Here is a 15,889-nt window from a genome sequence, read left to right as displayed (position 1 = left end):
AACGATTTGAACTATGCTTATCGCCGTGTTTCGGGTTGGCAAATCACGCGTGTCGCCGATTGGAAATGGCGACACGCGCGTGCGGATCCCGCATGCCGATCGGGCGTGCAATATTTTCCGGATCATGCTGGCCAGCACTAAAATAAATGCCGGGTGGCGTGCACGCGGGTTCGTTTCAAATCCGGGCAGGAAAATTCGCGGCATATCGGAAAACTGAATAAAAAGTCATCGAAATGCGTGGCGGAAGAAACGATGCATGCCGGTATTGACATTCTTACTGTGCGGGCGCAGCCCTTTTGCATCACGCTTGAAAAGCGATAGATGACGTGCGCGTATTTCATCGTTGAAGGGCTTCGCCCATAAATGCAATCCGACGCTAAATAATTTGAATTCGCCCAAAAAATTGTATATACCCTAGACGAATTGGCGTGATCCGCATCGTGTCAATGCGGCTACGCAACAGACGCGCGGAAGCAGCGGCAGATGCCATTGCTGTCCACCGCGCATTGCAGTGATCGAATGGATTCAAGGGGAATGCGCACGGCCCGATGCCAGGGCCGACGCATGAGTCATGAATGGGCGAACGTCGTGCGCGCCACCGAAGCAACGCCGCGTCTTTACATTCAACGGTCGATCACCGACCCCGTCACTCGGAGGTTGTCATGCTGCAATACGTCAAGACCTTGCTGCGCGATGAACGCGGCGTCAGCTCGCTCGAATACGCGGTTCTCGCCGGCATCGTCGTCGTCGCGCTGGCGGCGGTCGGGGTGATTCTCAGCAGCACGTCCGGCGGCTTGCCGGCCGTGTTCACGTCGCTGATCAACAAGGTCACGGCGTTGATCTGATCTCCTGAACCCGCGCGCCGCCGACGAACACACGGATCCGCAGCGGTACGACGTATCCAGCCGGGGCGCGCCGACGGACGGCTCTCCGATGCTCTATTTCGTACAGTCGGCGGCGACGCTCGTGCTGGTGTCGCTCGCGATGCAGGATGTGCGCGCGCGACGCCTGTCCAATCGTGCCGTGCTGGCGTTCGCGATGCTGTATTTCGTCGCGGCGGCACTCGCGCGCGAAGGGCTCGCGCAACTCGCCGGCCACGCGGCGACCGCCGCGGCGATGCTGCTGTTGTTCGCCGGCCTGCGTCACGCGGGCTGGCTCGGCGGCGGCGACGTGAAGCTGGCGGCGGCGGTGTTCCTGTGGGCCGGCCCGGCGCTCGCGTTCCCGGTGCTGGCGACCGTCGGTGCGAGTGGCACCGCATGCGGGCTCGCCGTGCTCGCGGCCGGTGCATGGCAGCGTCGCACCGCGCCCGCGCGTACGATCGCGACGCGCGGTGTGCCGTACGGCGTCGCGCTCGCGCTCGGCGGCACGCTGGCCGTCTGGGCGCCGTTTCCTCGCGCGGTTTCGCTTACCTAGCCGGGGGACGCACGCCGCCATGCCCAAGCCCCTGAGAATGGCCGTCCTGGTCGTCGCTGCCGCGATCGGTGCGTTCATCCTGCGCCAGCTGTTCGTCGCCGCATCGACGCCGTCGGCGCCCGCCGAAGCGGCCGAGGTCCGCGTGCGTGTCGCGGCGGCGGACCTGCCCGAAGGGCTGCTGCTGCGCGACAACGATCTCGCGTGGAAGCGCATGCCGCGTACGCAGGTGCCGGCCGGCGCGTTCGTCGAGTCGCAACCGGGCGCGGGCCCGAAAGGCGCGCTGCTGCGCAACCGGGTCGACGCCGGTGCGCCGATCCGCGCGGAGAACGTGATCCCGGCCGGCGCACCGGATTTTCTCGCGGCCGCGCTGCAGCCCGGCATGCGTGCGATCTCGGTGCCGGTCGACGACGTGTCGGGCAACGCGGGGCTGATCCAGCCCGGCGACTTCGTCGACGTGGTGCTCACGCAGGAGATCGGTGGGTCGGCGACGACGCCCGGCACGTTCGAAGCGGAGACGGTCGTGCGGCGCGCGCGCGTGCTCGCGGTCGGCTCGGAATTCCAGCGTGCGAAGACGCCTGCGAGTGCGCCGGACGTGCCGGCGCGCGGCGCGCGCACGGTCACCCTCGAAGTCGCGCCGCGCACCGCACAGGTCGTGCTGGTCGCGACGCGCCTCGGCTCGCTGTCGCTGGTGCTGCGCAGCTTCGCGACGAGCGATCGCCGCCAGGCGGCGGGCGGCGACGAAGAGGACACCGATACGCAGCCGGTATGGGCCGGCGACGTGTCGCGCGCGGCCCGCGGCGCGCAGCGGGCGCCGTCCGCGAGAACGGACGCTGGCGCGCGGCCGGCTGCGCAGGGCAATACGGTCGTGATCTACCGCGGCTCGTCGGTCGACGACGGGTCGCGCGGCAGCGGTACCGGCACGGCAGGCGTGCCGCCGCTGCCATCGGGTTGGCCGGGCACGCCGGTCGCGCCGGCCGCACCCGCAGGCGGCTACGCCGCCGCGGACGCGACGGCGCAGGCGCCACGGACGGCAGTGCCGCAGTGACGCGGTGACGATTCGGGGCCGACCGCACGGCGGCCGGCATTTGACGGGAACACGCATGGTGCGCATCGTTCGTTGGATCGCTTTCTGGTGTCTGGCCTGCCTCGTCGCGCCGGGCGTCGCGCTCGCGCAGCGCGCGCAGGCGGCGGACGGCGGCGCGGCGTTGTCGATCGCGACCGGCAAGGGCGAGATGCTGACGCTGTCCGAGCCGGCCACCGCGATGTTCGTCGCGGATCCGGGCATCGCGGACATCCAGGTGCCGTCGCCGCGCACCGTGTTCGTGTTCGGCAAGAAGGCCGGCACCACCACGCTGATCGCGCTCGGCGCGAACCATCGGCCGATCCTGCGCCGGACGGTGATCGTGCAGGTCGACACCGCATCGCTGCAGACGGTGCTCGACAGCCGCTTTCCGCAATTGAAGCTGTCGGTGTCCGGCGCGCCGGGCTCGCTGATGGTGTCGGGCAAGGTGCCGAGCGCGGCCGACGCGGACGCCGTGATGCAGTCGCTCGCGCCTTATGTGAACGACAAGGAAAAGATCGTCAACCGGCTCACGCTGTCGCGTCCGATCCAGGTGAACCTGCGCGTGCGCGTGACGGAAGTGAGCCGCAACATCACGCAGCAGCTCGGCATCAACTGGAGTTCGCTCGGCGCGGCAGGCAACTTCGTCGGCGGGTTGTTCAACGGGCGCACGCTGATCGACCCGACGAACAAGCTGTTCAACCTGTCGCCGACCGGCGCGTATTCGGTGCTGGGCGGCTTCCATACGGGGCGCTGGTCGATCGACGTCGTGCTCGACGCGCTCGATCAGGAAGGGCTGATCACGATGCTCGCGGAGCCGAATCTCACCGCGATGTCCGGCCAGACCGCGAGCTTCCTCGCGGGCGGCGAGATCCCGATTCCGGTCGCGCAGGCCGGCACCACGACCGGCGCGATCACGGTCGAGTTCAAGCCGTTCGGCGTGTCGCTCGACTTCACGCCGACCGTGCTCGCCGACAACCGGATCAGCCTGAAGGTGCGGCCGGAGGTGAGCGAGGTCGATTCGAGCAACAGCGTGACGACGGGCGGCGTCACGGTGCCGGGACTCTCGGTGCGGCGCGTCGAGACGACGGTCGAGCTGTCGAGCGGGCAGAGCTTCGCGATCGGCGGGCTGCTGCAGAGCCAGACGGCCAATACCGTGTCGCAGATCCCGGGGCTCGGCCGGCTGCCGATCATCGGCCGGCTGTTTTCGTCGAAGAACTTCCAGGACAACAAGACCGAGGTCGTCGTGATCGTGACGCCGTACATCGTGCAGCCGACCGGGCCCGGCCAGCTCGAGCAGGCGCTCGACACCGTCGCGCGGCCGAGCAGCGATCTCGAGTTCGCGATCCAGCGCAATCTCGGGATCGACCTGCTGTCGGGCGACACGCCGCGTCTCGTCGGTGCCGCGGGCTTCGTGTACTGACCGGAGGAGCGCGCATGCGAGTTCGAACCCTGTTCACCGCACCGTTGCCGCTGGCGCTTGCGGCCTGCCTGTCGGCGCCGCCGCCGCTGAACATGCCCGATGCACGCGCGATCGGCTTCGACGGCGTCCGTGCGGTGCCGCCCGACTGCGCGAAGCTGATGCAGCCGTCGCATCTCGTCGACGCAGGGTTCGGGCGGCCCGGCGTGCCGTTCGGCTGCGCGACGTACACGAATCTCGCGGCGATGCTCGCGCGGCCGGAGGACCTCGTCGCGCCCGTGCCGTACGGCGGTGCCGATGCGCAAGTCGCGGCCGACGCGGTGCGCCGCTACGTCGAGGATCGCGTGAAGCAGCCCGCGCCGGGCAAGACGCTGACGACGACCGGCTCGCCCGGCCATTGACCCACTCCCGATGCGATCGCGATGCCGCCCATGAACGTCCTCGACCGCCAGAACGCCAAGCACGCCGCTACTGCCGGAGCGGCGGATCTCATCGCGGTCGTGTCCGATGCCGGCAGCGAGGATGTGATCCGCCGCGTCGCGCAGGATCTGTCGATCACGCGCGCCCATGTGCAGCCGGGCCGCTGCGACGATGCGATCCGGCTGCTTCAGCAGCACGAGCGCTCGCCGCGCCAGCTGATCGTCGACGTGTCGGATTCGGTGCTGCCGGTGTCGGACCTGATGCGGCTCGCGGAGGTGTGCGATCCGTCGGTGCGGGTCATCGCGATCGGCACGCAGAACGACGTCGGGCTGTTCCGCAACCTGCTGGGCATCGGCGTGCAGGACTACATCGTGAAGCCGCTGACCGTCGAGTTGATACGGCGTGCGCTGACGGCGACGGAGTCGGTCGTGCAGGTGCGCACCGGCAAGGTCGTCAGCTTCGTCGGCGCGCGCGGCGGCGTCGGCACGACCACGATCGCGGTGAGTCTGGCGCGCTGCCTGGCGGGCGAGAAGCGCCGCCGCGTGGCGTATATCGACCTCAATCTGCACGGCGGCGGCGCGAATTCGATGTTCGGGCTGTCGAGCAACAACGGGCTGATCGAATTGCTGAACATGGAACAGCGTCCCGACGACGCGTTGTTCGAACGCATGTTCGTCACGAAGGGCGACCGCCTGCACGTGCTTTCGGCCGAACTCGCGTACGGCGAAGACGTGCCGCTGCGCGACGACGCGATCGCGTTGCTCGTCGACATGCTGAAGGACCGCTTTCATTACGTGCTGTTCGACGTGGGCCACCGCGCCGGCAAGCTTTTCGAGGACGCGCTGGCGGCGTCCGATCTCGTCTATGTCGTCGCCGATCGCTCGGTGCACGCCGCGTACGAAGCCGCCCGGCTTGCGCGCTTCGTGAGGGAGCTGCCAGGCGAGCGGCTGCTGTCGATGATGCTGAACAACCCGCTCGAGCCGGTCAAGGGGCGCGTCGCGCAGACCGACTTCGAGGACGCATTCGGCGGCGTGAGGCTGCGCGAGCTGCCGCACGAGCCGCAGACACTCGCGGTCGCCGAGAACCTCGGCGAACCGATCGACGGCACGAAGCGCCGTGGTTTTCTGGACGAGATCCGGCTGCTCGCGAACGGCATCACCGGCGAATCGATGGCGGTTGCCGAGCCGTGGTACGCGCGCTTCGTCAAATGGAGGAAAGGATCGTGACGTTCGGTACCCGCAAACAGGACACGCCGGACCCCGCGCCGGACGCGTCACCTGTTGCGCCGCGCGACGGCGCACCTGCGCCGGGCCCGACCGCGAGCCAGGCGAGCGCTCCGGCGCGCATGCCCGCGCTGGCCGATACCCACGAGGCACTCATCCGCTCCGGCAAGTTCGACGCGATTCGCACCGCGGTGTTCTCGTCGATGAACATGTCGGCGGCGCTGATGAAGACGCGCGACGAAGTGCGCGCGGGCATCGAACAGGTGGCCGCGCACACGGTCGAGCGCGAACGCCTGAAGATCACGGCGGGCGAGCAGGTACTGATCGTCGACGCGATCCTGAACGACATGTTCGGCGTCGGGCCGATCGAGCCGCTGCTCGCCGACGACACCGTCTCCGACATCCTCGTGAACGGCCCCGACCAGGTGTACGTCGAGCGCGCGGGCAAGCTCGAACTCACGCCGCTAAAGTTTCGCGACAATGCGCACGTGACGAGCGTCGCGCAGCGGATCGCGGCGGCGGTCGGGCGCCGCGTCGACGAGAGCAGCCCGATGGTCGATGCGCGTCTTGCCGACGGCAGCCGCGTGAACGTGGTCCTGCCGCCGATCGCGATGCGCGGCGCGTCGATCTCGATCCGCAAGTTCGCGAAGCGCGACATCACGCTCGCGCGGATGGCGCACCAGGGCAATATTTCGCACGGGATGCTGCAGGTGCTGAAGATCGCGTGCGCGTGCCGGCTGAACATCGTGATCTCGGGCGGGACCGGTTCGGGCAAGACGACGCTGCTCAACGCGCTGTCGCAACACATCGAGGAGCACGAACGGATCGTGACGATCGAGGATGCGGCCGAGCTGCAACTGCTTCAGCCGCACGTCGTCAGTCTCGAGACGAGGCCGGAGAATACGGAAGGGCTCGGCGGGATCTCGCAGCGCGACCTCGTGCGCAACGCGCTGCGGATGCGGCCCGACCGCATCATCCTCGGCGAAATCCGCGGGTCGGAGGCGTTCGACGTGCTGCAGGCGATGAATACGGGCCATGATGGCTCGATGACGACGATCCATGCGAACTCGCCGCGCGACGCGATCAGCCGGCTCGAAAGCATGGTCATGATGGCGAACGCGAACCTGCAGTTGCTGTCGATCCGGCGCCAGATCGCGAGCGCCGTGCACCTGTTCGTGCAGGTCGAGCGGATGCGCGACGGCGTGCGTCGCGTGACGCGGATCACCGAGATCGCCGGGATGGAAGGCGAGGTGGTGATCACACAGGACCTGTTCGCGTTCCGCCAGGAAGGCGACACGTCGCGGGATGTGGTGAAGGGCGTGTTCGAGGCGTCGTCGCTGCGGCCCGCGTTCGCGCCGCGCGCCGCGTACTATGGCGTCGAGGACGCGCTCTCCGAGGTATTCCGGCAATGAGGGCCGCGGACCTGTTCGCGCTCGGCGCGTTCGTCGTGATCCTTGCGGCCGGTCTCGCGCTGTCGGCGTGGCTCGATCGTGCGCGCCACACGCCGGAGCAGCGCATTCGTGCGCGGATGCGGCACCTTGCGCCCTCGCTGGCGGGCCGGGAAGGCGGCGCGAGCGCCGTACCCGGCGTCGCGCTGTTCAACCTGCCGCGACGGCAAAGCCGTGCGCGCGCGCGGCTGCAGCATTACGTGACGCGCGTGCGCGCGGTGGGCGGCGAACGCGGGATGCGGATCGTCGTCGCCGGCACGATCGCCGGCGCGATTGCCGCGATCGTGGTGGTGCAGCTCGTCGCGGTGCCGCGCGTGCTCCATCCGCTGATCTACGTCGGGTTGCCGCTGGTGGCGATGCGCGCCAGCTACCGCGCATTGGTCGAGCGGTTCAGGCTGCGCTTTCTCGAAGCGTTCCCGGACGCGATCGACCTGATCGTGCGGGCGGTGCGCGCGGGCATTCCGGTCACGCAGGCGATCAGCACGGTGGGCGACAGTGCGGCCGAGCCGGTGCGCTCGACCTTCCGCACGATGGGCGACAGCCTGCGCGTCGGCGCGGACCTGAAGGACGTGCTGACGCTCGCGGCCGACCGGCTGATGATCGCGGACTTCTCGTTCTTCACCGTCTACCTGCTGCTGCAGCGCGAGACGGGCGGCAGCCTCGGCGAGACGCTCGACGAGTTGTCGAGCATCATCCGCACGCGCCGCGACATTCGCCTGAAGACGCGTGCGTTGACCGCCGAGGGGCGAATCACGACGAAGATCATTTCGGCGGTGCCGTTCGTGATGATCGGCGCGCTGTTCCTCGTGAACCGCGCCTACGTGATGCTGCTGTTCGACACGCATCCCGGGCGCGTGATGCTGACGATCGCCGCGGGGCTGCTGACGATCGGGCTGCTGTCGATTCGCAAGATCTCGAAACTGGATACCGCGCGATGACGATGTCGATGCTGGCCGCCCGCGGCCTCGAACTGTTGCTGCTGGCCGCGTGCGTCGCGGTGGCGCTCGCGACGCCGGGCGGCGGCACGCGCCGGCGGATCGCCGTGCGCGTCCAGCAGGCCGCCGGCCAGCGGCTGCCGTCGCTGGGCGCGGGGCGCCTGCAGCCGGCCGAGGTGCGTCAGGATCTGACGCGACGGCTCGCGCAGCTCGGCGAGCGGCTGCCCGTGCTCGACCCGATGCAGCGCGCGAAGCTCGGGCTGCAGCTGACGCGCGCGGGTTTTCGCGAGCGGCGTACGGTGTCGTCGATGATCGGCATCAAGCTGAGCTGCGGCGTGGCGTTCGCGGTCGTCGCGATCGTGTTCAGCCCGTACATTCCGCGTTTCGGCGAATACTTCGTGATCCGTGCGCTGGCCATGGTGGCCGCGTTCGTGATCGGCGTGATCGTGCCTGAATACGTGCTCGGCGCGATGATCCGGCGGCGCCGGCGCATCATCGCCGCGTGCTTCCCGGACGCGCTCGACTTGCTCGTGATCTGCACGATGGCCGGCAACAGCCTCGTATCGGGCGTGCGGCGCGTCGCACGCGAACTCGAGCGCATCTGCCCGCCGCTCGCCGACGAACTGAAGGTATGCGCGGACGAGCTGACGCTGAGCGGCAACGTGTCCGAAGCGCTCTCGCATTTCGCACTCCGTGTCGACTTTGCGTCGGCGCGCTCGCTCGCCACGACGCTCACGCAGTCGCAGCGGTTCGGCACACCGATCACGCAGGCGCTGCGCACGCTGTCGCGCAGCGAGCGCACCGAGCAGATCGTCGCGCTCGAGGAACAGGCCGCGAAGCTCGCGCCGAAGATCACGCTGCCGATGATGCTGTTCATCCTGCCGACGGTCGGCCTGATCGCGGCGGGCCCGGCGGCCATTCGCCTGCTCGAGGTGTTCAAATGAAGCGCTCCGTCATCCGTGCGTTCGCCGTCGCGGCCGTGCTGCCGCTGCTCGCCGGCGGCTGCGCGCCGGGTATCCAGACGAGGCCGGCGCTGTCGCACAAGAGCGACGACCCGCAGGCCGAATTGCGCATTGCCGACAGCGCGCTGGCCGGCGGGAACGTCGAACTCGCGTCGACGCTGTACGGGAAGGTGCTCGCGCGGCATCCGGACTCGCTCGCGGCCCAACTCGGGCTTGCCGACGTCAACTACCGCGCCGGCGATCTGGAGCGTGCACGCATTCTCTACGAGCAGGCACGGCAGCAGGCGCCCGCCGAACTCGGGCCGCAGGTGGGGCTCGCGCGTGTCGCGCTGCGGCAGCGGCGGCTCGACGAGGCCGCCGGCCGCTATCGCGACTTGCTGGCCGCACAGCCGAACCTTCCGCTCGCGGCGGAAGGGCTCGGCACGGTGCTCGATCTGCAGGGCCGCCACGAGGATGCACAGGCCGTGTACCGCGAAGCGCTGCGCGCGCATCCGGACGCGCAGGGGCTGCGCATCGACCTCGGGCTGTCGCTCGTGCTGAGCAACCGGCCGCGCGAGGGCGTGAACGTGCTGCTAGACGTGGCCGGGCTGCCCGATGCGCCGTGGCAGGCGCGCCAGAACCTCGCGTTCGCATATGGCGTGCTCGGCAACACCGATTCGGCGAAGAAGCTGCTGTCCGCGGATCTGCCCGCGTCGGCGGTGGCCGACAATCTGCGCGTGTACCAGGCGGTGCGCGCGCAGCTCGCGGCGCGCCCGCTAGCCGACGCGTCGCGACCGTTGAAGGGGGCCGCGCTCGAGCCGCGCATCGTGCCGCCGGCCGCGGGGGCCGCAAAATGACACGCGGGGCGACGGGCGCCCGCCGTGCGCGCGGCGTCGTATCCCTCGAATTCGTATTGATGCTGCCGTTCCTGCTGATGGTGCTGATCGGCATCATCGACACGAGCCTGCTTCTGTGCGACAAGGCCGTGATCACGAACGCGAGCCGCGAAGCCGCGCGTGCGGGCGTCGTGCTGCGCGTGCCGATGCTGACCACGACCCAGATCGCCAACGTCGCGTTGAGCTACACGCAGAACAGCCTGATCACGGGCGGCACCGCAACCGCGCCGACCGTGACCGTGACGCAGGCCAACGGCACGACGTCGGGCACCGCGCTGACGGTCACGGTGACCTACACGTATACCGGGATGGTGCTGGGTTCGGCATTCAGCGCGCTGACCGGCCCGGTGACGATCTCGGCCAGCTCGGTGATGCTCTATGAGTGACGCAGCCGGCAAGCCTTCCCGCGGCACCGCGCGCGAGCGCGGCTCCGTCGCGCTGTTCTTCCTGATGTTCCTGATTCCGCTGCTGTCGTTCGGCGCGCTGGCGATCGACATTGCGTGGATCGCCACGGTGCGCAACCAGTTGCAGAACGCCGCGGACGCGGCGGCGCTTGCCGCGGCCGATGCGATGATGTCGCCGACCGGCGGCGCGCTGAACTGGTCGCAGGCGGCGCCGGCGGCGAACGGCGTGATCGCGCGGAATTCGGCGGCGGGCGCGCCGCTGGCGACCGGCACGGTGACGACCGGCTACTGGAACGTGACGCGCACGCCCGCGTCGATGCAGCCGACCACGATCACGCCCGGCCCCTACGACGTGCCGGCAGTGCAGGTGACCGTGTCGCGCGCGCCGGGCATCAACGGCGGCTCGATTCCGCTGTTGCTGGGCGGGCTGCTCGGCATCCCCGGTGCCTCCGGCGGCGCGACCGCGATCGCAGTGCTCGCCGCGCCGGGCGGCGTCGCGGCGGGCGGGCTCTTTCCGATCGCGATCGACCAGTGCGTGTACAACCAGTACTGGAATGCGCAGACCAACCAGCCGCTGATCAATCCGCTCACCAACCTGCCGTACGAATTCTCGATCACGAACGGCCAGACCTACGGCGCGCTGTGCATGGGCGGCCAGTGGACGTCGTTCCAGTCGACCGCGACCGACACGACGACGATGGGCAACCTGATGGTGACCGGCAACCCGACGACGCTCAACATCGGCGACAGCATCAATCTCGCGACCGGCGTGAAGGCGACGCTCTATACGTCGGTGCCGGTCGGCACGACGGTCGTGCTGCCGGTCGTCACGCAGACGTCGAGCAGCACCTACGTGCCGATCGTCGCGTTCGCGGCGTTCCACATCGACGTGTCGCTGGGCGGTACGTACAAGTACATCCAGGGGCACTTCGTCGCCGGCGTCAAGATGACCGGCGTCGCGACGGGCGTCGGGCCGTACTACGGCCTGTATGTGCCGCCGCGGCTTGCGTTGTGAGGGTGGCTGGCATCGTGCCGCGCGCGGCGCAGCAGCACCAGCAGCGCGAAGAGCGTCACGGCCGGCCCGAGCTGCGGCAGCTGCAGCCACGGGTTCAGGTATTCGGCAATCGGCAGCGCCCAGAGCAGCGCGATCGCGGCCTGTTCGCCGCGCAGCCAGCCGTCGCGCCAGCCGATCGCGAGCATGCAGGCGATCGCGATCGCGAGCCACGCGAGTTCGTAGTGCCACACGTACGGGTTGGCGACCAGCGTCGCGACCGCCAGCACGGCCGCGCGCACGCGCGGATCGCGCGACTGCGTCCACACGATGCAGGCGGCGGCGATCGCGATCGCGGCGATGCACGCATGCGCGGCATACGCGGCGCCGAGCGGGACGCCCGCGAGGCGGAACGCTGCGAACGGGGTAGGCGACACGAGCCAGAACACGACGCCGTGCTCGAGGACGATCGAGCGGACGAGGCCGGCGCTCGTGACGAACAGGCGCAGCGAATCGATGCCGCAGACGAGCACGCTCAGCGCGACGAACGCGCCGGTCGCGAGCGCGGCCCACATGATCGTGCGCCATGCGCGCGCGGCGACCAGCACGAACGGGAACAGCAGCGCCAACTGCGGCTTGACCGACAGCAGCGCGATGCAGAGGCCGGCCCACAGCGGCCGCCGATCGGCCCAATAGACGGCCAGCGCCGCACACGATGCGGTCAGAAACGTGTTCTGCCCGAGCGTCGCGGTGACGAACACGCACGGCGCGGCGGCCAGCGCAAGTGTGCCGGTGCGCCATGTGCCGGGAATGGTGCAGAGGCCGGATACGCGCGACAAGGCGAGGCCGAGCATGAACACGCCGAACGCGACGAACAGCGGATAACCGAGCGCGAACGGCAGCAGCGCCAGCGGTGTCACGAGCAGCAGGTAGGTGGGCGGGTACAGCCACGGCGCGAAGACGTCGCGACGAAGGTGCGGGAACAGTTCGGGCAACAGCCGCGAGAAGGCGGAGAAATCGTACGCTTGCGCCGGCGAGCCGTGCAGCATGACGTACGAGGCCGACCAGAACACCGAGAAATCGGCACCGGGGCGCGCCGGGACGCTGCCGGACGCGTGACGAACGACCGTCGTCCAGATCACGATGAACAGCGCGTACAGCACCAGCATCAGCGTGCTGTACAGAGCGAGGCGTCGCGGCGTGAGCCACGCGACGACCGGGCGCTCCGCCGAGCGCATCGATTGGCGGGGAATGTCCAATTGCGGCGGCCCGGTTCTACTTGAGCGACGCTTTGCGGACGGCGACGCCGGCGACCGACGCCATCGGCGTCCGGCGGCGGGCCGCGTGTGCGCGCTTCAGCGGGAACTGCAGCAGCTCCGAGGCCGGCTGCGCGGCGCCATCGCGCTCGGCACGGTAGCGCCGCCTCACGAGATAGACGGGCCGCTGCTTGGACTCGTGATAGATCCGGCCGAGATACTCGCCGATCACGCCGATGCCGATCAGCTGGATGCCGCCGACGAACAGCACGACGGAAATCAGCGACGGGTAGCCGTGCACCGGATTGCCGTACAGCAACGTCCGCACCACGATGAAGGCGCCGTACGCGAGCGACAGCATCGCGAACGTGAGGCCGACGTAGGTCCACACGCGCAGCGGCACGGTGCTGAAGCTCGTGATGCCCTCGAGCGCGAAGTTCCAGCGCCGCCATCCGGAGAACTTCGAGCGGCCGCCGCTGCGCGGCGCACGCGTGTATTCGACGATCGCGGTGCGAAAGCCGACCCACGCGAACAGCCCCTTCATGAACCGTCGCCGCTCGGGCAGCGCGCGCAGCGCATCGACGACCTCGCGATCCATCAGGCGGAAATCGCCGACGTTTTCCGGCATCTCCACTTCGGACAGCGCATTGTGCACGCGATAGTAAAGTGCCGCCGCCGCGCGCTGCAGGTATGGGTCGCACATCCGGTCGGTGCGTTTCGCGGCGACGACCTCGGCGCCGCCGCGCCAGTGTTCGATCATCGCGGGGATCAGCGCGGGCGGGTCCTGCAGGTCCGCGTCGATCAGGATCACCGCGGCGCCGGCCGCCTCGTCGAGGCCGGCGGTGAGCGCAGCCTCCTTGCCGAAGCGGCGCGTGAGATCCACGACGTGTACGCGCGGGTCGCCGGACGCGACCGCGAGCAGCCGGTCGAGCGTGCGGTCGCGGCTGCCGTCGTTGACACAGACGATCTCGAAGCGCACGCCGGCGACCGACTCGAGAACCGGCAGCGTTTCGGCAAAGAACGCGTCGATCGTTTCTTCTTCATCGTGAAACGGCACGACGAGCGATATCAGCGGCTTCCTGGCGTACGTGGGCATCCTGCGGTCTCCCGAGAGATCGGCCTGCGCTGCACCGTATGGTTCCGGTTGTCGTTTGCCGAACGGGCCCGGCGCGAATTCGCTTCCGGCCTGCTTGTCCACCGCGGACCGGACGACAGGTATTGCGTTCATTGTAGGCAGGAATCGCCGATTCGTAGCATGTATCGACGGTTTTCATGGCGGACGGGCGCGCGGGGAAGAGACCGGTCCGCGGTTGTCGGCGATCCGTGCGCCGGTCGCGTCGACGTTCGGCGACGACGTGCCGGATCTCGACATGTCGAAGCCGGGCCGGGCGCCGGCGGAGCCGGTTACGCGGCCGACAGGTTGCGCACCGCGATCGACACGACGTCGACGCGCTTCGGCAGGATCGCATCCGCGGCTGCACGGTCGGCGACGCGTTGCAGCACGTCGATATCGGCGCCGCTGAGGCTGCGCTGCGCGAGCGCGGCCCGGTGCGCGATATCGGCCGCCGCGTCGGGCGGCAGGCGCGTGAGCGACGCATAGACGTTCGCGTAGTCGGCCGGGTGCGCCAGCGCCCATTGGCCCGCGCGGGCGAGCCGCGCGAGCACATCCGCGAGCGCCGCGCGTTTCGCGCCGTCGTTCAGTGTCTCGATCGGCGACGTGAGGAACGCGAGCCCCGAATTGATGCCGCTGCCGTCCCGGACGATCCGCGCGCCGCGTCGCACCGCGTGCCCGTAGTACGGGTCGAAGGTCGCCCAGACGGGTATCCGCTTTGCCTCGAACGCGGCGAACGCGTCGACCGGCAGCACGAAGCGCACGTCGACGTCGCGCGGCGCAAGGCCGTGTTCGCGCAATGCGCCATACAGCTGGTATTGCGAGATGCTGCCGCGAGCCGACGACACGACGACGGTTTGCCCTTTCAGGTCGGCGACGGTCCGCACCGGCGAATCGGGCTGCACGACGATCCCGAGCGACGCCGGCGAGCCGACGCGCGTCGCGACGATCCGCAGCGACGGATCGCCGAGCGCGGCCGTCAGCACGGGCAGGTCGCCGGCCGGTGCGAGATCGATCGCGCCCGCGCGCTGGGCCTCGAACAGCGGCGCCGCGCCCTGGAAATTGGCCCAGCGGAACCGGTAGGGCGCGCCGTCGAGCACGTGCGCGGCTTCGGCCAGCGCGCGCAGGCCGCCGGCCTGGTCGCCGAGCACGAGCGTGACGCCCGACAGCTCGGCGCCGGCCGCATGGGCGGAGAATGCGGTGCCGCCGGCGAGCGGCGCGGCGGCGAGGGCGGCAAGGCGCTGCAGCACGCGGCGGCGCGCTGCGGTGGAAGAAGGCTTCATTGGCGGCATGTCCTGGGTGACCCGCACCCGTGCGGCGCGGCTGCCGGGCAGGTTACGGAATCGGTTTCCGGCCGACAAACATCGAATCGTGCAATGCATATTCGCGCGGCAAGGGCCGGACGGGCCGGCGCCGGCGCGTGCAGGCGGCCGGTCTCAGGCGGGGCTCGATGCGGCCGGCACGATCGTGCGCAGGAACGCGCGTACGGCCGGCGCCTTCTCGAAGCGGCGGTGCGCGAGCGCCAGCTCCGACACGATCGGCTTGCCGGCGATCGGCCGGTACACGATACCCGGCAGAGACACGCAACCGGCCAGCGCATCGGGAATCACCGCGACCCAGCCGTTCACGGACACTCACGCGAGCACCGCGAGCAAGCCGCCCGGCCGTGCGGCGATCAGCGGCGCAAAACGGCCGCGGCGCGCGACTTCGAGCGTGCCGCGCTCCTGTTCCGGCAGCGCGAAGCGCGCGTCGGCGAGGTCGGCCGCGCGCACGGTTGCCGTTTCCGCGTAGCGCGAATCGGCCGGCACGGCCGCGACGAACACGTCGCGCTGCAGCGTGACGATCCGCAGCCCGCCGGGCAGCGGCAGCGGCGGGCGTACGTACGCGAGGTCGAGCCGGCCCGCGTCGAGCTGGTGCGCGACGTCGTCCATCGGCACTTCGCGCAGGTTCAGGTCGATACGCGGATGCGCGGCACGGAACGCGCCGACCGTGCGCTGCAGCGTGCCCGAATAGACGGCGGACGACACGTAGCCGATCTCGATCCGGCCGAGTTCGCCGCGCTCGGCCAGCGCGGCGAGTTCGCGGCCGCGCTCCAGGTGTTCGAACGCGGCGCTCGCTTCGGCGAGATAGGCCTCGCCGGCCGCACTCAGCGTGACCGCGCGGCGCGAGCGGTGAAAGAGCCGCACGCCGAGCACGCGTTCGGCTTCCTGAATCTGCCGCGTGAGCGCGGGCGGCGCCATGTCGAGCGCGTCGGCCGCGCGGGCGAAATGCAGGTGCCGCGCGACGCTCAGGAACGCGCGCACGTGACGGAATTCGAGCCGATCCATGATTGCAATTTTCGTCAATAAAACAGCGCTGGAGTGTCAATGAC

General features: G+C 69.5%; 16 protein-coding genes and 2 pseudogenes. 14 read left to right on the top strand and 4 right to left on the bottom strand.

Annotated elements, in window-relative coordinates; genetic code table 11:
• Positions 1 to 13 precede the first annotated feature (13 nt).
• The 13 genes from AC5LXX_RS25665 to AC5LXX_RS25605 all read left to right on the top strand — a co-directional run bounded on the left by AC5LXX_RS25665 (position 14) and on the right by AC5LXX_RS25605 (position 11,175).
• Positions 14 to 217 (top strand): hypothetical protein, encoded by a 204-nt coding sequence (locus tag AC5LXX_RS25665; RefSeq protein ID WP_493411494.1) that lies wholly within the window; start codon positions 14 to 16, stop codon positions 215 to 217.
• A 445-nt stretch (positions 218 to 662) separates the two neighbouring features.
• Positions 663 to 845 carry a Flp family type IVb pilin gene (locus tag AC5LXX_RS25660; protein WP_124450135.1) on the top strand — a complete coding sequence of 61 codons (183 nt, stop codon included), beginning with the start codon at positions 663 to 665 and terminating at the stop codon, positions 843 to 845.
• An 88-nt stretch (positions 846 to 933) separates the two neighbouring features.
• Positions 934 to 1,413, top strand: a complete 480-nt coding sequence (locus AC5LXX_RS25655) for an A24 family peptidase (protein WP_493411493.1) — start codon at positions 934 to 936, stop codon at positions 1,411 to 1,413.
• A 19-nt stretch (positions 1,414 to 1,432) separates the two neighbouring features.
• The gene (gene cpaB, locus AC5LXX_RS25650; RefSeq protein ID WP_493411492.1) at positions 1,433 to 2,458 is read left to right on the top strand and encodes a Flp pilus assembly protein CpaB; all 1,026 of its coding nucleotides are present in this window, start codon (positions 1,433 to 1,435) and stop codon (positions 2,456 to 2,458) included.
• Positions 2,459 to 2,513: 55 nt separating this feature from the next.
• Entirely contained in the window at positions 2,514 to 3,896 is a 1,383-nt protein-coding gene (locus tag AC5LXX_RS25645) for a type II and III secretion system protein family protein (protein ID WP_493411491.1), read from the top strand.
• A gap of 14 nt (positions 3,897 to 3,910) precedes the next feature.
• The gene (locus tag AC5LXX_RS25640; protein ID WP_322081553.1) at positions 3,911 to 4,294 is read left to right on the top strand and encodes a CpaD family pilus assembly lipoprotein; all 384 of its coding nucleotides are present in this window, start codon (positions 3,911 to 3,913) and stop codon (positions 4,292 to 4,294) included.
• 21 nt (positions 4,295 to 4,315) lie between these two features.
• On the top strand, positions 4,316 to 5,539 hold the full coding sequence (locus tag AC5LXX_RS25635; protein WP_493411490.1) for a CpaE/TadZ family protein: 1,224 nt from the start codon (positions 4,316 to 4,318) through the stop codon (positions 5,537 to 5,539).
• Positions 5,536 to 6,948, top strand: a complete 1,413-nt coding sequence (locus tag AC5LXX_RS25630) for a TadA family conjugal transfer-associated ATPase (RefSeq protein ID WP_493411489.1) — start codon at positions 5,536 to 5,538, stop codon at positions 6,946 to 6,948. The genes AC5LXX_RS25635 and AC5LXX_RS25630 overlap by 4 nt, the downstream gene beginning before the upstream one ends.
• The gene (locus AC5LXX_RS25625) at positions 6,945 to 7,922 is read left to right on the top strand and encodes a type II secretion system F family protein (protein ID WP_493411488.1); all 978 of its coding nucleotides are present in this window, start codon (positions 6,945 to 6,947) and stop codon (positions 7,920 to 7,922) included. The genes AC5LXX_RS25630 and AC5LXX_RS25625 overlap by 4 nt, the downstream gene beginning before the upstream one ends.
• Positions 7,919 to 8,863, top strand: coding sequence for a type II secretion system F family protein (locus AC5LXX_RS25620; protein ID WP_493411487.1), 945 nt, complete (start codon positions 7,919 to 7,921; stop codon positions 8,861 to 8,863). The genes AC5LXX_RS25625 and AC5LXX_RS25620 overlap by 4 nt, the downstream gene beginning before the upstream one ends.
• Entirely contained in the window at positions 8,860 to 9,717 is an 858-nt protein-coding gene (locus AC5LXX_RS25615) for a tetratricopeptide repeat protein (RefSeq protein ID WP_493411486.1), read from the top strand. Before AC5LXX_RS25620 ends, AC5LXX_RS25615 begins: the two co-directional genes overlap by 4 nt.
• Positions 9,714 to 10,142: a TadE/TadG family type IV pilus assembly protein gene (locus AC5LXX_RS25610; RefSeq protein WP_493411485.1), complete on the top strand. Its 429-nt coding sequence runs from the start codon at positions 9,714 to 9,716 to the stop codon at positions 10,140 to 10,142. The genes AC5LXX_RS25615 and AC5LXX_RS25610 overlap by 4 nt, the downstream gene beginning before the upstream one ends.
• Positions 10,135 to 11,175, top strand: coding sequence for a TadG family pilus assembly protein (locus AC5LXX_RS25605; protein WP_493411484.1), 1,041 nt, complete (start codon positions 10,135 to 10,137; stop codon positions 11,173 to 11,175). Before AC5LXX_RS25610 ends, AC5LXX_RS25605 begins: the two co-directional genes overlap by 8 nt.
• On the opposite strand, the gene AC5LXX_RS25600 is transcribed toward AC5LXX_RS25605, so the two are convergent.
• Both AC5LXX_RS25600 and AC5LXX_RS25595 read right to left on the bottom strand, forming a co-directional pair.
• A complete protein-coding gene (locus AC5LXX_RS25600) occupies positions 11,139 to 12,410 on the bottom strand; it encodes a glycosyltransferase family 87 protein (RefSeq protein ID WP_493411483.1) in 1,272 nt (423 codons plus the stop codon). The two genes, AC5LXX_RS25605 and AC5LXX_RS25600, sit on opposite strands and share 37 nt — an antisense overlap.
• Positions 12,411 to 12,426: 16 nt before the next feature.
• On the bottom strand, positions 12,427 to 13,503 hold the full coding sequence (locus tag AC5LXX_RS25595; protein ID WP_493411482.1) for a glycosyltransferase family 2 protein: 1,077 nt from the start codon (positions 13,501 to 13,503) through the stop codon (positions 12,427 to 12,429).
• A 178-nt stretch (positions 13,504 to 13,681) separates the two neighbouring features.
• Here AC5LXX_RS25595 and AC5LXX_RS25590 point away from each other — a divergent pair.
• Positions 13,682 to 13,789, top strand: a pseudogene (locus AC5LXX_RS25590) (phage protein NinX family protein); the annotation flags it as partial.
• Positions 13,790 to 13,811: 22 nt separating this feature from the next.
• On the opposite strand, the gene AC5LXX_RS25585 reads toward AC5LXX_RS25590, so the two are convergent.
• Together AC5LXX_RS25585 and AC5LXX_RS25580 are read right to left on the bottom strand one after the other, a co-directional pair.
• Positions 13,812 to 14,801, bottom strand: a complete 990-nt coding sequence (locus tag AC5LXX_RS25585) for an ABC transporter substrate-binding protein (protein WP_493411481.1) — start codon at positions 14,799 to 14,801, stop codon at positions 13,812 to 13,814.
• A 153-nt stretch (positions 14,802 to 14,954) separates the two neighbouring features.
• Positions 14,955 to 15,845 (bottom strand): annotated as a pseudogene (locus AC5LXX_RS25580) (LysR family transcriptional regulator).
• Between the last annotated feature and the right edge of the window lie 44 nt (positions 15,846 to 15,889).

This window comes from Burkholderia torrens, from assembly GCF_984668525.1.
This window is presented reverse-complemented; position numbering and strand designations above follow the sequence as displayed.

Coding starts and splice junctions, on each gene's coding strand:
- AC5LXX_RS25665 (WP_493411494.1), top strand. CDS start 14: ATGCTTATCGCCGTGTTTCGGGTTGGCAAATCACGCGTGTCGCCGATT.
- AC5LXX_RS25660 (WP_124450135.1), top strand. CDS start 663: ATGCTGCAATACGTCAAGACCTTGCTGCGCGATGAACGCGGCGTCAGC.
- AC5LXX_RS25655 (WP_493411493.1), top strand. CDS start 934: ATGCTCTATTTCGTACAGTCGGCGGCGACGCTCGTGCTGGTGTCGCTC.
- cpaB (WP_493411492.1), top strand. CDS start 1,433: ATGCCCAAGCCCCTGAGAATGGCCGTCCTGGTCGTCGCTGCCGCGATC.
- AC5LXX_RS25645 (WP_493411491.1), top strand. CDS start 2,514: ATGGTGCGCATCGTTCGTTGGATCGCTTTCTGGTGTCTGGCCTGCCTC.
- AC5LXX_RS25640 (WP_322081553.1), top strand. CDS start 3,911: ATGCGAGTTCGAACCCTGTTCACCGCACCGTTGCCGCTGGCGCTTGCG.
- AC5LXX_RS25635 (WP_493411490.1), top strand. CDS start 4,316: ATGCCGCCCATGAACGTCCTCGACCGCCAGAACGCCAAGCACGCCGCT.
- AC5LXX_RS25625 (WP_493411488.1), top strand. CDS start 6,945: ATGAGGGCCGCGGACCTGTTCGCGCTCGGCGCGTTCGTCGTGATCCTT.
- AC5LXX_RS25620 (WP_493411487.1), top strand. CDS start 7,919: ATGACGATGTCGATGCTGGCCGCCCGCGGCCTCGAACTGTTGCTGCTG.
- AC5LXX_RS25615 (WP_493411486.1), top strand. CDS start 8,860: ATGAAGCGCTCCGTCATCCGTGCGTTCGCCGTCGCGGCCGTGCTGCCG.
- AC5LXX_RS25610 (WP_493411485.1), top strand. CDS start 9,714: ATGACACGCGGGGCGACGGGCGCCCGCCGTGCGCGCGGCGTCGTATCC.
- AC5LXX_RS25605 (WP_493411484.1), top strand. CDS start 10,135: ATGAGTGACGCAGCCGGCAAGCCTTCCCGCGGCACCGCGCGCGAGCGC.
- AC5LXX_RS25595 (WP_493411482.1), bottom strand. CDS start 13,503: ATGCCCACGTACGCCAGGAAGCCGCTGATATCGCTCGTCGTGCCGTTT.
- AC5LXX_RS25585 (WP_493411481.1), bottom strand. CDS start 14,801: ATGAAGCCTTCTTCCACCGCAGCGCGCCGCCGCGTGCTGCAGCGCCTT.